The following is a 14,013-nucleotide window of genomic DNA, read 5'->3' on the forward strand; positions in this document are numbered from 1 at the left end:
CTGTGACGCGCCCGCGGGACCCGCCATGGGGAGCCTGACTGGTCGTCAGGCAAGGCGGTGTACGGACGGGCCGTTCACCGTCGGGGGCGCCATCCCGGTGTTCGGAGGTTCCCGGTGAGAATGTGGTGAAGAAATGATCAGCAGGCCGGGTGGTGCGACGCCGGCTCCGCGGCCGCCAGCGTGGCGGTGATCACGAGGGTGCCCTCCTCGGCGCGGAACTCCAGCGGCACGGCCAGCCGGCGCATCGCGGCGATCAGGCCCGCGTTCGAGGCGTGCGTCACCGCGTACACCGTGCCGATCCCGGCCGCCCGGGCCAGCGCGGCCAGCCGCCGCAGCAGGACCAGCCCGAGCCCGCGCCGCTGCCAGGCGTCCTCCACCAGGACGGCCAGCTCGGCCTCCCCGTCGTCCCACATCAGGTGCCCGAGGGCGACGATCCGCCCGTTTCCGTCCGTCACCGCGAGGCTGCGGCCGTGCCGGCCGCCCAGCAGGTGGTCCAGGTGGCGGTCGGAGTCGCGGACCGGCCCGTGGTAGCGCAGCCGCAGCGAGTCGGGGGAGCAGCGCAGGTGCATCGCGCGGGCCCCGGCCTTGTCGTCCGGCCCGGCCGCGCGCACGGTCAGCGCGGTCCCGTCCGCCAGGACCAGCCGGACGGGACCGTCCGGGACGGGCTCCGCCGGGGTGTGCGGGCGGGCGGTCACCGGGTGCACCCGCGCGACCCGGACCGGCCCGCCGACGAGTGTCACCACCCGGCCGCCCTGCCCGTCGGGCACCGCGCACCTCCGGTCCGACCTGCGGAAGGATCGGTTCCAGAGCTGTTCGAGGCGCGTGTGCGATGCCGTCATGGAGGCGACGCTACCGACACTGCGCTTCGGCGCGGTTACGCGATCGTGAACGCACGAGTGCCCGGGACGTACCCGGGACACGCCCGTGACGAGCCCGGGACGGTTCCGGCGGAGAGGCAGCGCCGGCTGCTCCGCCGCCCCGCCGACCGTCGTCGGCCCGGCCGGTGAGCACTGCGGCGTGCTGAACGGGCACGGCGTGGTGGAACTGGTCGCCGCGATCCGGGCCCTGGGACGGACGGCCGGCGAGCGTTGATGCGGACACGCTCACGGATGGCGCAGAATCCGTGAGCCCGTAAGCCCCTTCGGATAGGGATGGCTCGGCTTTCCGCCGAACCCACCTCGAATCCGAAGGGGCTCCCCGTGTCGTTGAAGAAGACCGTGTTCGCCACGGCCTGTTGCGCGTTGCTGCTCGTCCTCGCCCAGCCGGCCGCCGCCTCCAGCGGCCCCAAGACTCCTGAGGAGGCCGCCGCCTGCAAGTACGTGGCCAGTGCCATGCTCGGGGACTTCGGCTCGATGCTCGGCAACGCCGTCTGCGTCGTCCAGCCCGACCGGCCCAACGACTCCGGCCACGCCGCCCAGGGCTGACCCGCCCCGAATCCCCCGCAGTCGGACAGCCGCCCGCCCAAGCCCCGGACGGGCGGCCGCTGTTGTTCCCCGCGCACGCCAACTGGCCTTTCGAAGGCGCTGATTGGCGTTTCACCTACGAGTAGGTACAAGCCGGGGGCATGGATTCCTTGACGACGTCTGCGGAGATCAGGCCGGCGCGAGCCCCCCGGAGCGCGGGTTATGGCCGGGGTGGGTACTGGGGGCGTTGCTCGGGGGGATGGTTCTCGGGAACGTCGACATTGCGGTGGCCGGCGTCGCGATCCCGTCGATCCGGGGTCGACTGCGCGCGTGCGGTGGGGAGTCGGAGCCGGAGGCTCAGGCGACCCGGGTCGGGGCGTCCAGGAGGTCGTGGCCGCCGGTGGTGACGAGGGCGGCGAGGTCGTTTCCGGTGAGGGCGTAGGGGGCGCGGAGGAAGAACTCGTCGACGGCGCCGCCGGGGAGCGGGTGGGACTGCATGGAGACGATCGCGACCTGCTGCTCGGCGAACGCGGTGCACACGCGGGCCAGCCCGGCGGGGGAGTCGTGGACGGTGGCGCGGACCCGCCAGAGCGTGCCGGCCCCGACGTCGGGGACCGGTGCCGGGGCCGGCGGCCCGTGCAGGTGGTGGCGGTGCGACCACCACGTGTGGAACAGCGCCGTGGCCAGCAGCGCCACCGCCGAGGCGGCGAGCACCACCGGGCCGTCGTGTCCCTTCACGACGACCTTGGCGACCAGGTCGGCCGCCGTGACGGAGACGAAGACGGCGGCGAGCTCGACGGTGTCGCGGCGCCAGCGGTGGGTGCGGCGGCCGCGCCATTGGGCACGGGAGGGGGTGGGCGATCCGGAGGTGAGGACGGCTGTCGTGGTGTGCTCCGTGTGCTCCATGGCACCACTGTCCCCGTCCGGTGTTTCCCGACCACGAACCTCCCGTGACCTGCCGGTTAAGGTCTCCGCCCGCGCGTTACGGTCGCAGTTCGGCCGCCGCCGCCCTCACCTCGGCGAGGAGCAGCTCCAGGTCCGCCTCGGTGGTGGCGGCGTTCAGCAGGCACGCGCGCAGCATCTCCGTTCCGCCCAGGCGGGCGCCGGTGACGAAGACCCTGCCGCGCCGCTGCACCGCGACGGGCAGCTCCCGGTTGAGCGCGTCGAGGGCGGCCCCGTCCAGGTCGGCGGGCCGGTACCGGAACGCGACGATCGAGGTCTGCACCTCGGCCAACAGCTCCAACTCCCCGTCGGCCGCGATCAGTTCGCCGAGCCGGCGGGCGAGCGCCGTGCAGCGCGCGATGTCGCGCGCGAGGCCCGTACGGCCCTTGTGGGCGATGGTGGCCCACACCTTGAGGGCGCGGAACGGGCGGGTCTGCTCGGTGCCGTACTCGGAGAACCAGCCGAGCTCGCCCGCCGCCTCGTCGCGCAGGTAGGACGGCACGAGGCTGAAGGTGCCGCGCAGCTCGTCGGTGTCGCGGACCAGTGCGCAGCCGCAGTCGACCGGCACGCCGAGCCACTTGTGCGGGTCGAGGGCGAGCGAGTCGGCGCGCTCCAGCCCGGCGTAGCGGTGGGCGATGGCGGGGTCGAGGACGCCGAAGGCGCCGTACGCGCCGTCGACGTGCAGCCACAGGCCCTGCTCGGCGCACAGGTCGGCGATCGGGCCGAAGGCGTCGACGGCGCCGGTGCCGACGGTGCCAGCCGAGGCGACGACGAGGAAGGGCAGCAGCCCGGCGGTGCGGTCGCGCTCGATCGCGGCGCGCAGGTCGGCGGTGTCGAGGCGGCCGTCCGGGCCGGTGGCGACGGTGCGCAGGTGCCTGCTGCCGAGGCCGAGGAGCTCGGCGGCCTTGCGGACGCAGGAGTGCGTCTCGCCGGTGACGTACCCGACCAGCGGCGGCATCCCGGCCAGGCCGTCCTCGCGGACGTCCCACCCGGCCCGCCGGGCGGCGCGGTTGCGGGCGGCGGCGAGGCAGACGATGGTGGCCGTCGAGGTGCCGGAGGTGAGCAGTCCGCCGCCGGCCGGGTGCGGGAAGCCGACGAGTTCGGCGATCCAGCGGACGACGGCGCGCTCCAGGTGGACGTCGGCGTGGTCACCGCCGGCGGAGCTGGGGTTCATGGCGGAGGCGGCGAGGGTGGCGAGGACGCCGGCGGGGGCGGGGGCGGAGTTGACCCAGCCGAAGAAGCGCGGGCTGCCGTTGCCCATGGGGTGGGGGAGGACGTCCCGGCCGATGGCCTCGACGAGCTCGGCGAGCGGCCGGCCGTCGGCGGGCAGCGGGGCGTCGAGGAGGGTGGCGCGGGCGTCGTCGTCCATGGGCTGCCAGACCGGGCGGTCGGGCAGTTCGGCGAGATAGTCGGAGACGAGGTCCGCGGTGGCGTGGGCCGCGGAACGAAAGTCCATCGGGCGGAGGTCCATCGGGCGTGCTCCAGCGGTGCGAGGGGGCGCGGCGTCCTCGGCGCACCGGGTGATCAGCAGATTCAGCCGATGGTACGGAACGGGCCCGCGCCGTGCGGCGCGGGCCCGTCGGACGAGACGGCGGGGCTAGTCCAGCGAGCCGGAGAGCCCGCTCGCGGAGCGGCAGTAGCCCTGCATCTCCTTGTTGGTGATCTTGGCGCAGAGCCGCCCGGCCGCCCCGCCGTCCGTGTAGTTGACCGTGTAGTAGCTGACCAGGCCCTCCGTGCACGCCTTGCGCTGCCAGCCGTCGGCGGCCGTCGCGCACTGCTGGGCGGCCCAGTCCTCGCGGTCGAGGTTGTACTTCATCGTCCGCGAGCCGACGCCCCGGCTGCAGTCGACGGCCCCGCCGTTCGCCTTGCCGTTGAGGCACCACTTGAGGGCGTCGGCGTACACCTCGGGGTGGTTCGGGTAGTCGTGCGAGGAGAGGTAGAAGGTCGGCGCGTAGAAGTAGCACGCGGACTGGAACAGCGACGGCTGGTCCTTGCACGGGTAGAGCGGGTCCTGCGCGAGCTTGTCGGCGGGCAGGTTCGCCTTGGCCTGCTCGTCCTCCTCGTCCGGCCCGAAGAGCTGCATGAACAGGCCCTCGGAGCAGCGGATCCGGTTCTGCTCGGTGGTGAACTCGTTGCACAGGTCGCGCGCCTTGGCCACGTCCTGCTTGGCGACGAACATCGTGCCGTGGCCGACGCCGTGGATGCACGGGCCGCTGTTCTTGGGCTGGCACAGCTTGAGCAGGTCCACGTCGGGCTGGCTGGAGGCGTTCAGCATCTCCTCGACGGCGCCGTGCAGGTAGCCGGCCGCGCAGGTCTCGTGCGGGAAGGAGATGACCTTCTGGAAGTCGGCGTTGAACCGCTTGACGGCCGCGTGCCCGAGCTCGTGCGCGATCGGGTGGCAGAACCGCACGGTGTACGGCTTCTCCTTGGTGATCCGGTCGAGGTCGGCCAGGGCGACGCCGGGGTCGGTGGCGTCCATCTCGGCCATCAGCTTGTTGCGCAGCGTCGAGCGGGTCCAGACCGCCGGGTCGCCGGTCGGGGTCGCGCTCGCGGTGCCGGACGCCGTGGCCGTCCCGGCGTCGCCGCCGGCGGCGGGCACGACCGCCGCGGTGGCGGTCGCGGGCGACCAGTCGGTGACCGCCACCGATCCGAGGCCGAGGACGCCGAGCAGCAGGGCGGTGAGAATCGCGAACGCTCGCGGTTGCATGACGGGATCCCCCGGCGGATCGAGTGCGGACGGTTCGCTCCCATCCTGACGCGCGAAGGTGGCGCGGTCCGCGTTTTCGCCCGCCATCCGGGAGTGTCGGCGACGCTACCGCACGGTCCGGCGTCCGCCCTCCGCGGGATGCCCCCGGCGGCCGGCCGGGGTTCACCCGGACGGCGCGGCGGGCCGGGGCAGTGTGCGGCGCTGTCCGCCGCGCCCGTTCGGGTGGCAATGCTCAGATGTCCAGCGACACCTGGTACTCGGTCAGCCATGTGGCCAGGTCAAGTGCGAGGTCCACGCCGAGCCGCACCGACTGCGGGTCGGTCTGCGGGGCGAGCGCGTCGTTCAGCCGTCGCGGGTCGAGCAGGCCGAGCACCGGGGACTTGCCCTCGGCGGCGAGTTCGGCGAGTTCGGCGCGCAGCAGCGCCGGGTAGTGCGGGTCGGCGGTGACGGGGTACGGGCTCTTCACCCGGTCGGCGACCTCGTCCGGCAGCACGTCCCGGACGGCGGCGCGCAGCAGGCTCTTCTCCCGGCCGTCGAAGCTCTTCATCGCCCACGGCGTGTTGAAGACGTACTGGACGAGCCGGTGGTCGCAGAACGGCACCCGCACCTCCAGTCCGTTGGCCATGCTCATCCGGTCCTTGCGGTCGAGGAGCATGCACACGAAGCGGGTCAGGTTGACGTACGAGACCTCGCGCATCCGGCGCTCCAGCGGGCTCGCGTCGGGCAGGTGCGGCACCTCGGCGAGCGCCTCGCGGTAGCGGGCGCGGCGGTAGCCGGCCAGGTCGAGCCTGCGGAGCAGGTCGGCGTCGAGCAGCTGCTCGCGGGCGCCGGCGCCGCCGCCGGCGAGACCGCTGGAGATGTAGGACGCCCAGGGGAAGTCGTCGGCGGCGATCGCGTCCGGGTCGTGGAACCAGCGGTAGCCGCCGAAGAGCTCGTCGGCGGACTCGCCGGACAGGGCGACGGTGGACTGGCGGCGCACGCCGCGGAAGAGCAGCAGCAGTGAGACGTCCATGTCGGCGAACCCGCCGGGCAGGTCCCGGGCGCGCAGGACGGTGGCGCGCTGGGCGAGGTCGGTGAGCTCGGCGGCGTCCAGTTCGATGACGTGGTGGTCGGCGCCGACGTGTTCGGCGAGCATGCGCGCGTACGGCCCGTCGGGGGTGGGCCGGATCGCGTCGGCGTGGAAGTTCTCGCTCTGGCCGACGAAGTCGACGGAGAAGGAGCGCACCGGGCCGGCTCCCGCCCGGCTGAGCACGCCCGCGGCCAGGGCGGTGACGGCGCTGGAGTCCAGGCCGCCGGAGAGGAGGGAGCAGAGCGGTACGTCGGAGTCGAGCTGGCGGTGCACGATGTCGTCCAGCAGCGCACGGACGGTGGCGACCGTGGTGTCCAGGTTGTGGGTGTGCTCGCGCGCCTCCAGCCCCCAGTAGCGGCGCACGGTGATCCCCTCGCGGCGCACCCGCACGACGTGGCCGGGGCGGACCTCGGCGATGCCGCGGTAGGGGGTCATGCCCGGCGTGCGGGCGAAGGCGAGCAGCTCGCGCAGCCCGTCCAGGTCCACCACGGGCCGGACGGACGGATGGGCGAGCAGGGCCTTCACCTCGGAGCCGAAGACCACGCCGTCGGCAGCGGGGTGGTAGTGCAGCGGCTTGACGCCCATGCGGTCGCGGACCAGCAGCAGCTCCTCGCGCCGGGCGTCCCAGATCGCGAAGGCGAACATGCCGTTCAGGCGCTCGGCGAGGTGCTCGCCCCACTCCAGGTAGGCGCGCAGCACGACCTCGGTGTCGCTGCGGGTCCGGAAGCGGTGGCCGGCCGTCTGGAGCTCCGCGCGGAGTTCGTTGTGGTTGTAGACCTCGCCGCTGTAGGTGAGGGCGGCCAGCAGCCGGCCGTCGTGCTCGACGGTCATCGGCTGGACGCCGCCCTCGATGTCGATCACGGCGAGGCGGCGGTGGCCGAGCGCGGCGTGCCGCTCCAGGTGGATCCCGCCCGCGTCCGGTCCGCGGCAGATCTGGGTGGCCGTCATCGCGTCGAGGACGTCCCGGTCGTTCCGGTCGGCGGTGAGGTCGCGGTCGAAGGCGACCCATCCGGTGATGCCGCACATCAGCAAGCCTCCGGTCTTCCGCTGCGTGTGGATGTTGTCACGCTACGTGGCGTCCGGGCGAGGGGACAAGGGTGTGTCCTGAAGGTGAAAGTCGGGGTTCCACATGGCTGCCTGGGCTGAAAGTCGTAAAGCCTGCCCGATTCCGGGCAGAAATCTTGGCTTCCATGGCGGGATCGGCCTAGTGTCTTCCTCCGTGCCGAGCTCACCCCACCCTCACGACGACCTCCTCGCCCACCTCACCCGGACCAGCCCCCTCGGGCCCCGGGAGGCGGCGCGGGTCGTGGCGGAGGTCCTGGCGTACTTCTCCGAGACCACCGAGGAGTACGTCCGCCGCCGCCACGGTGAGCTCCAGGCGCGCGGACTGACCAACGAACGGATCTTCGCCCGGCTCGCCGAGGAGCTCCCCGCCCGCCGCGTCGCGGCACCCGAGCTCTCGGCCCGCCAGCTGCGCCGGATCGTCTACGGCTGAGCCGGCATCCCTTACTTCCTTCACGAGGAGTCCAGCATGTGCGGAATCGTGGCCTACATCGGCCCCAAGGACGCGACCCCCTTCCTGCTCGAAGGGCTCGCCCGGCTCGAGTACCGAGGCTACGACTCGGCCGGCGTCGCCGTCACCGGCCGCACCGGCGGCATCAAGCTCCGCAAGGTCAAGGGCCGGGTCGCCGACCTCGCCGCCGCCGTCCCCGCCCGCTTCAAGGGCACCACCGGCATCGGCCACACCCGCTGGGCCACCCACGGCGTCCCGAGCGACGAGAACGCCCACCCGCACTTCGACAACGCCGAGCGCATCGCCGTCGTCCACAACGGCATCATCGAGAACGCCGACGAGCTGCGCGCCAGGCTCACCGCCGAGGGCGCCGTCTTCCGCTCCGAGACCGACACCGAGGTGCTCTCCCACCTCATCGCCGCGCACGCCGCCGAGGGCGTCGAGCTGGAGGAGGCCGTCCGCGCCGCCCTCGGCAAGGTGGTCGGCACCTACGGCATCGCCGTCCTCGACGCCGAGCAGCCCGACCGGATCGTCGTCGCCCGCAACGGCAGCCCGATCGTCCTCGGCATCGGCGAGAAGGAGATGTTCGCCGCCTCCGACGTCTCCGCCCTCGTCCGCTACACCCGCCAGGTCGTGCACCTGGAGGACGGCGAGCTCGCCACCGTCCGCGCCGACGGCTTCCGCACCTTCACCGAGGACGCCCGCACCACCCACCGCCAGCCGTCCACCGTCGACTGGGAGATCGACTCCTACGACACCGGCGGCTTCGAGCACTTCCTGCTCAAGGAGATCCACGAGCAGCCCGGCTCCGTCGAGCGCACCCTCAGCGGCCGCCTCGACGAGCGCTTCGCCACCGCCCACCTCGGCGGCCTCAACCTGGACGCCCGCGAACTGCGCGAGATCCGCCGGGTCAAGATCCTCGGCTGCGGCTCCGCCTACTACGCCGGCGAGATGGGCGCCCAGCTGATCGAGGAGCTCTCCCGGATCCCCGCGCACAGCGAGCCGGCCTCCGAGTTCCGCTACCGCAACCCGGTGATCGAGGCCGACACCCTGTACGTCGCGGTCAGCCAGTCCGGCGAGACCTACGACACGCTCGCCGCCGTCCAGGAGATCAAGCGCAAGGGCGGCCGGGTCCTCGGCGTCGTCAACACCGTGGGCAGCGCGATCGCCCGCGAGTGCGACGGCGGCATCTACCTGCACGCGGGCCCGGAGATCTCGGTGGCCTCCACCAAGGCCTTCACCTCGACGGTCGTCGCCTTCGCGCTGCTGGCCCTGCACTTCGGCCGCATCCACGACCTGTCGCCGGCCGACGGCCAGCGGATCGTCTCCGCCCTGAAGGCGCTGCCCGACCAGATCCGCGAGGTGCTGAAGCAGAGCGACGAGATCGCCGAACTCGCCGCCGAGTACGCCAAGTCGGCCGGGATGATGTTCATCGGCCGGGTCCGCGGCTACCCGGTGGCGCGGGAGGGCGCGCAGAAGCTCAAGGAGATCTCCTACGTCCACGCCGAGGCCTACCCCGCGAGCGAGCTGAAGCACGGCCCGCTCGCGCTGATCAGCCCCGAGCTGCCGACCGTCGCCCTCGTCCCGGACGACGAACTCCTCGACAAGAACCTCACCACGCTCGGCGAGATCAAGGCCCGCTCCGGCCGCGTCATCGCCGTCGCCCACCGCCGCCCCGAGGCCAAGCTCGCCGACCACTGCATCCTCGTGCCCAGGAGCGAGCCCGAACTCGACCCGCTGCTCCTCAACATCCCCCTCCAACTCCTCGCCTACCACGCGGCGGTGGCCCTCGGCCGCGACGTCGACAAGCCGCGCAACCTGGCGAAGAGCGTGACGGTGGAGTAACCGTCCTGCTGGACGGGCGGGGCCCGACCGCTGTGCGGCCGGCCGGGCCCCGCCCGCGCACATCGTCACAGCGGTGACCAACTCGCTCTCACGGCCAACAACCGGCCTCACCCTCAACCGATTTGATGGCTCTGCGGGACAGCTGTGAGCATCGACCACCAGCTCGAGGACTGGCAGGAGAAAGAGCGCCGGATCCGTGTCACCGGGCACGAGGCGCGGGCCAACCTGTCAGAGCCAGTCAGGACTGCGAGCGGTCGGGTGGCGGGCCGTGGCGTTCGCCGACTGCACCACTCGTGTGAAGCCGGTGGCATCGCGGCTGTCTGCGTGGTCAGGGCCGCGGCCGCGGCGGAGCGGCTGTGGGCTGGGGAATCCGGCTGATAACCGAGCCGATCAGCGTGCCGATGGAAACCCCGAACATGGCGGACACGGCTGCGAGCACGGCGTGTGCCCCGTTGCCGACGGCGATCTGTGCGGTGTTGAGCAGGCCGAAGGAGCCGGGCACCACGACCCAGAACGCGGGAAGGTACAGCACCTGCCAGGATGAGCCGCCCCATAGCCAATGCGCGACGGTGGCCGCAGCCGCGGCGGCGACCGCGCCGGCCAGGCCGCCCACTGCCGCGCCGTTGGCGGAGCCCACCGTCACCTGGACGGCGGCCGCCACCGCGATCACCGCGACGATCCACGGGATGGCCGGCGGCGGCGTGTTGACGTTGATCACGAGCCCGGCCACGGCGAGCGCCAGTCCCAGGCAGATCACCCACCAACTGGGCGTGGCCACCTGGGTGTCGGCCAGCGCGGAGACGGGAACGCCGGTGACGGTGGCGGCAGCCACCACGCCGGTGAGGAAGAGCGCCAGCTGCACGGAGCCGGACACCAGCCTGGCCGTTCCGGCGCTGGCCGCACCCGCAGCGATCTCCGACAGCCCGGTCACCAGAAGAGCGCCCGGCAGCAGGATCGCCAGGGTGGCGACGATCGTGCGCAGCGGACCGTCCAGCAGTGAGACCCGGGCTGCTCCCAGCACGAGAACGGAGACGAGGAAGCCGGCGGTGACCGGCAGCAGTGGCCGCAGCAGCGGCAGCCGGCGAGCCGTCATGGTGAGGCCCGCCACGAGCAGCGAGCCGATCGCGGCGGCGAGGACGTTCGACGCCACCGGTTGCAGGTAGAGACAGAGCCCCACCCCGACCGGCACCATCCCGAGGTCCGCGACCCAGGCGGGCCAGCGCGCCGGTGCCCGGCGGATCGCGTCCAGGTCGCGCAGCGCCCGGTGCCCTTCGAGTCCGCCCGCGCGCAGCCGGTGCACCACGTCGAGGAGGTCGGCCGTCTGCTCGAACCGCAGTGCGGGGCCGACGGGCTCGAACGCGGTCGCGTCGTCCGCGCTCAGCGCGACGAACAGCCCGGTGGTCAGGGCGGCCACCCGCACATCGGGCGCTCCCAGCGTCCGTCCGAGCCCGCGCAGCTCCTCCTCCACATCGTGGACGGGCAGGCCGCCGCTCAACAGGCCTGCTCCGAGTTCGAGCAGGAGGCGGCGCCGCGGGTCGGCCGGGGAGTCGGGACCCCGGTCTGGCGGAACTGTGCTGAACATGGCGCGTACGGTCGCGTGCAACCTTTTTCCGTTTTCTACGTGTACGGGGCCGCCGTGGTGGCGATGCGGCGGCTGTGAAGCATGCGCATCGGTCACAACTGGCCGATGCGCGACCGGTACGCCCGGGGCAGGGGCACCGGCACCGGTGACTGAGCCACCAAGACAGGCGAGAGCCCGACTGCTGTCAGAAGTCCGTCATGAAGATCTCCTCGTGATCCGGGACGCGCTGTGTGCGTCGCTCAGCCTGGATGACGGCCCCGGCCAGGCCGATGTTCAGAGGGAAGCCGCGACGAAGATCACTGCGTCGACGCTGAACCGGGCCTCACTGGCTGCGATCAGTCGCCGTAGGCGTGGTGCGCCCACGCAGTCGGCGGCGGGAGGGCAGGGCCGTCCGTCCCAGTCGTTCGACGGCCTGGTGCAGATCGCGGGTGGGGAAGCCGAGCCGGGTGCGCCACGGGACCAGCAGAGCCGTGGCCCGAGCGGCGCGCAGCATCCCGGTCGCCACCGTCGCGGGCCGACCGGGTCGGCCGTAGAGGTCGTGGGCCCACGAGGGCATGAGCGAGTAGCCGAGGTGGGAGGCCGCGCTCCAGATGGGGCGCAGCGCGCGGTGCGGCCCGTGCAGTGGTGGGCGGGAGACGAAGCGGTGGATGTCCAGCGCCTCGGCGGAGGCGGTCAGCACGGGCCGCATGCCCGCCAGGTAGTCCTCCAGGTCGGCGACCGACCCGGGGGCATCGTCGGGGGCGAGCCCTACCAGTGCCGCGATGCGCCGCTGTTCGCGGACGTAGTCGTCCGCTTGCCGGGCGCGCAGCGGCAGGCCGCCTCGTTGGACGGCGTGCAGGTTGGACCTGACCAGCGCGCAGTGGACCCACAGCAGGAGGTCCGGGTCGTCGAGCCGGTGCACCGCGCCGCTGCGCGGATCGTGGATGCGCAGCCGCTCGTGCACGGCCCGCACCCGGGCGCCGGCCCGCTCCGCCCGGGCACGGGTGCCCCAGGTGGTGGCGACGATGAAGGAGCCGGTGCCGAACAGCCGGCCGAAGGGGTCCGTCTCGAACGAGGAGTTCTGGACGATGCCGAGCGCCGCGAGGGGATGCAGCGCCTGCAGGTGGAGTGCGCTGATCCCACCGGCCCACATCGCGGGATCGGCGTGCAGGTGCCAGGTCACCGAGGACGGGCCGAAGAGCCCACAGTCGGCGGTGTCCCGGCTGGTCGGGGTGGCAAGGGTCTTCACGGTCGGCCTTTACTGCTCTGCCCGGGCAGGGATTTCCTGCACGCGCCGTCTTACGGACGTGTGCAGACACTGGTTCACCGCGACGAATCGCCGGTCACCGCGGGGTCGATCTCCTCAGATCAGCAGCAACTCTTTCTTTCCTGGTCAGGCGCTTCAGCGCTCGAACGGCTCCGGCCGCGAGAGTGCTCACCTGCCGGCGGCTACGGCACCGAGTCTCTCCGACTCGGTTGCTCCCATCAGGCGGCGTGCGGCAGTCCGCCCGGAGGCCGGCGCCGGTGGGCGGTGGGGTCCTCCGCAGGCCGGCGGCGGCCCTCGGGGAGGGCGGGCGGCTGGTCGGTGCCCACCAGGTCGATCACCCACAGCACCCGCCGGGCGACCCGCAGCGCGGCCCGCAGTTCTGACGGATCGATGCCGAGGGCGTGGCAGATCCGCTGCTCGCTCCAGCCGGCCCTGACCAAGGTGGCCGCGACGGCGGGCCGGTCCTGGCCCCGGACCCGCACCGGCTCGCCGTGCTGAAGCCGGGCCGGCACCCCGGCGGGCAGGCCGCGGAAGTTCTGCACCTGCTTGAGCAGCCCGCGGCGCTCCTGTCCGGTGAGGCCGCCCCACACGCCGTACAGTTCGCGGTCCCGGACCGCCTGACGCAGGCACCTGCGGCGGACCGGGCAGGCCCGGCAGATCTGCTTGGCCCTGGTCACCCGGGTTTCGGCAGGGGGTCCGCCGCCGCCGCGGTTGTCCGGGAAGAACAGCTCCGGGTCTACGTATCGGCAGGCGGCGTCGGCCATCGGGTCCTCGCCGGCCCGGTCCGCCGGCCAGAGCCGGGCGTGCGTTGGGGCACCGGACATGGAACTCACCCTTTCGAGAGGAGGCTTGGACAGCGGAGGGCACGGCGGCCGGTCGGACGGCGCGCCGCTCCCGGGGCTGCTCAGTAGCCGTAGCCGCTGCCGCTCTGGGCGGCGCTGGCGGCGGGTGTGGCTGCGGGGGCCTTCCTGCCGGTGGGCGTGCTCGCGAACCAGGTGCCGCCGACGCCCTGGCCCTTGGTGTCGCCGGGCTTGGCGTCCGGGGCGTAGCGGTAGAGCGGCCAGCCGCCCAGGGTGAGCTGCTTGGTGCCGTCGGTCCGGGTCACGGAGCCGATCAGTGCGCTGTCGACGCCCTGTGCCCGGATGTGCTCCGCGGCGGGCGCCGGCGGCCAGGTGGTGGCACAGGCGCCGGTGCAGTTCGAGGCGGAGGGATTGGCGGTGTCCTTGTCGAACCGGTAGAGCGTGTTACCGTCGGCGTCGGTGACGATCGGTCCGAGCGTGTTCGAGCCGGCCGCCACGAGCGCCGGACCGCCGGAGGCCGCGGCGGAGGAGGGCGAAGCGGTCCCCGAGGTGCCGTCGGACCCGCAGGCGGCGACCAGAGTCAGGGCGGCGACGCCGGCGACGGCGAGCACGGCGGTACGGCTGAACGTGGGCATGGTGGCCTTCCCGGCTGACAGGTAGTGGGAGGTGCGGGGCGGTCTTCGTCGTCGCCCGCATCCCTCCTTACGGGCCGAATGGCGGTGGGTCTCAATTCCGTTCGGAATTTCTTCGCCGAATTCGCGTACCCGTCCGGGGAGAGCGCCGCTACAGCGGCAGGCCGTGCTCCTGGAGCGCCAGGCGCAGCGCGCGGATGGCGTAGAAGCAGCGGGACTTGACGGTGCCTTCGGGCACGCCGAGCAGCTGGGCGGTCTCGGCGAGCGAGCGGTG

Annotated in this window: 14 protein-coding genes; 4 read left to right on the plus strand and 10 right to left on the minus strand. The window is 72.9% G+C overall.

Annotated features, from left to right (window positions below; all coding sequences use genetic code 11):
• Positions 1-137: 137 nt before the first annotated feature.
• Positions 138-839 carry a GNAT family N-acetyltransferase gene (locus tag ACWCXH_RS22370; protein WP_449803199.1) on the minus strand — a complete coding sequence of 234 codons (702 nt, stop codon included), beginning with the start codon at positions 837-839 and terminating at the stop codon, positions 138-140.
• A gap of 85 nt (positions 840-924) precedes the next feature.
• Between ACWCXH_RS22370 and ACWCXH_RS22375 the strand changes: the two genes are divergently transcribed.
• Together ACWCXH_RS22375 and ACWCXH_RS22380 are read left to right on the plus strand one after the other, a co-directional pair.
• Positions 925-1,092 (plus strand): hypothetical protein, encoded by a 168-nt coding sequence (locus ACWCXH_RS22375; RefSeq protein ID WP_449803200.1) that lies wholly within the window; start codon positions 925-927, stop codon positions 1,090-1,092.
• A gap of 107 nt (positions 1,093-1,199) precedes the next feature.
• The gene (locus tag ACWCXH_RS22380; RefSeq protein ID WP_449803201.1) at positions 1,200-1,424 is read left to right on the plus strand and encodes a hypothetical protein; all 225 of its coding nucleotides are present in this window, start codon (positions 1,200-1,202) and stop codon (positions 1,422-1,424) included.
• Positions 1,425-1,760: 336 nt separating this feature from the next.
• Here the strand turns inward: ACWCXH_RS22380 and ACWCXH_RS22385 are convergent, their stop codons facing one another.
• The 4 genes from ACWCXH_RS22385 to asnB form a co-directional block, all read right to left on the minus strand.
• Positions 1,761-2,309 (minus strand): hypothetical protein, encoded by a 549-nt coding sequence (locus ACWCXH_RS22385; protein WP_449803202.1) that lies wholly within the window; start codon positions 2,307-2,309, stop codon positions 1,761-1,763.
• A 76-nt stretch (positions 2,310-2,385) separates the two neighbouring features.
• A complete protein-coding gene (locus tag ACWCXH_RS22390) occupies positions 2,386-3,801 on the minus strand; it encodes a pyridoxal phosphate-dependent decarboxylase family protein (RefSeq protein ID WP_449803203.1) in 1,416 nt (471 codons plus the stop codon).
• Positions 3,802-3,942: 141 nt separating this feature from the next.
• The gene (locus ACWCXH_RS22395; protein ID WP_449803204.1) at positions 3,943-5,052 is read right to left on the minus strand and encodes a hypothetical protein; all 1,110 of its coding nucleotides are present in this window, start codon (positions 5,050-5,052) and stop codon (positions 3,943-3,945) included.
• Positions 5,053-5,284: 232 nt separating this feature from the next.
• Positions 5,285-7,147: an asparagine synthase (glutamine-hydrolyzing) gene (asnB, locus tag ACWCXH_RS22400; RefSeq protein WP_449803205.1), complete on the minus strand. Its 1,863-nt coding sequence runs from the start codon at positions 7,145-7,147 to the stop codon at positions 5,285-5,287.
• A gap of 193 nt (positions 7,148-7,340) precedes the next feature.
• Between asnB and ACWCXH_RS22405 the strand changes: the two genes are divergently transcribed.
• Both ACWCXH_RS22405 and glmS read left to right on the plus strand, forming a co-directional pair.
• The gene (locus ACWCXH_RS22405; protein WP_449803206.1) at positions 7,341-7,616 is read left to right on the plus strand and encodes a hypothetical protein; all 276 of its coding nucleotides are present in this window, start codon (positions 7,341-7,343) and stop codon (positions 7,614-7,616) included.
• Between the two features lie 36 nt (positions 7,617-7,652).
• Positions 7,653-9,479 carry a glutamine--fructose-6-phosphate transaminase (isomerizing) gene (gene glmS / locus ACWCXH_RS22410; protein ID WP_449803207.1) on the plus strand — a complete coding sequence of 609 codons (1,827 nt, stop codon included), beginning with the start codon at positions 7,653-7,655 and terminating at the stop codon, positions 9,477-9,479.
• Positions 9,480-9,807: 328 nt separating this feature from the next.
• Here glmS and ACWCXH_RS22415 read toward each other — a convergent pair whose 3' ends face one another.
• The 5 genes from ACWCXH_RS22415 to ACWCXH_RS22435 all read right to left on the minus strand — a co-directional run.
• Positions 9,808-11,061, minus strand: a complete 1,254-nt coding sequence (locus tag ACWCXH_RS22415) for a threonine/serine exporter family protein (RefSeq protein ID WP_449803208.1) — start codon at positions 11,059-11,061, stop codon at positions 9,808-9,810.
• 322 nt (positions 11,062-11,383) lie between these two features.
• Complete coding sequence (locus ACWCXH_RS22420) at positions 11,384-12,289, minus strand: oxygenase MpaB family protein (RefSeq protein ID WP_449803209.1); 906 nt, start codon at positions 12,287-12,289, stop codon at positions 11,384-11,386.
• A gap of 236 nt (positions 12,290-12,525) precedes the next feature.
• Positions 12,526-13,131, minus strand: coding sequence for a WhiB family transcriptional regulator (locus ACWCXH_RS22425; protein WP_449803210.1), 606 nt, complete (start codon positions 13,129-13,131; stop codon positions 12,526-12,528).
• Between the two features lie 80 nt (positions 13,132-13,211).
• Positions 13,212-13,742 (minus strand): hypothetical protein, encoded by a 531-nt coding sequence (locus tag ACWCXH_RS22430; protein ID WP_449803211.1) that lies wholly within the window; start codon positions 13,740-13,742, stop codon positions 13,212-13,214.
• Positions 13,743-13,890: 148 nt separating this feature from the next.
• Positions 13,891-14,013 (minus strand): sigma factor-like helix-turn-helix DNA-binding protein (locus ACWCXH_RS22435; RefSeq protein WP_449803215.1); only part of this gene is annotated, 123 nt, incomplete at its 5' end.

It is taken from the genome of Kitasatospora sp. NPDC001660 (assembly GCF_053596725.1).

Coding starts and splice junctions, on each gene's coding strand:
- ACWCXH_RS22370 (WP_449803199.1), bottom strand. CDS start 839: ATGACGGCATCGCACACGCGCCTCGAACAGCTCTGGAACCGATCCTTC.
- ACWCXH_RS22385 (WP_449803202.1), bottom strand. CDS start 2,309: ATGGAGCACACGGAGCACACCACGACAGCCGTCCTCACCTCCGGATCG.
- ACWCXH_RS22390 (WP_449803203.1), bottom strand. CDS start 3,801: ATGGACTTTCGTTCCGCGGCCCACGCCACCGCGGACCTCGTCTCCGAC.
- ACWCXH_RS22395 (WP_449803204.1), bottom strand. CDS start 5,052: ATGCAACCGCGAGCGTTCGCGATTCTCACCGCCCTGCTGCTCGGCGTC.
- asnB (WP_449803205.1), bottom strand. CDS start 7,147: ATGTGCGGCATCACCGGATGGGTCGCCTTCGACCGCGACCTCACCGCC.
- glmS (WP_449803207.1), top strand. CDS start 7,653: ATGTGCGGAATCGTGGCCTACATCGGCCCCAAGGACGCGACCCCCTTC.
- ACWCXH_RS22415 (WP_449803208.1), bottom strand. CDS start 11,061: ATGTTCAGCACAGTTCCGCCAGACCGGGGTCCCGACTCCCCGGCCGAC.
- ACWCXH_RS22425 (WP_449803210.1), bottom strand. CDS start 13,131: ATGTCCGGTGCCCCAACGCACGCCCGGCTCTGGCCGGCGGACCGGGCC.
- ACWCXH_RS22430 (WP_449803211.1), bottom strand. CDS start 13,742: ATGCCCACGTTCAGCCGTACCGCCGTGCTCGCCGTCGCCGGCGTCGCC.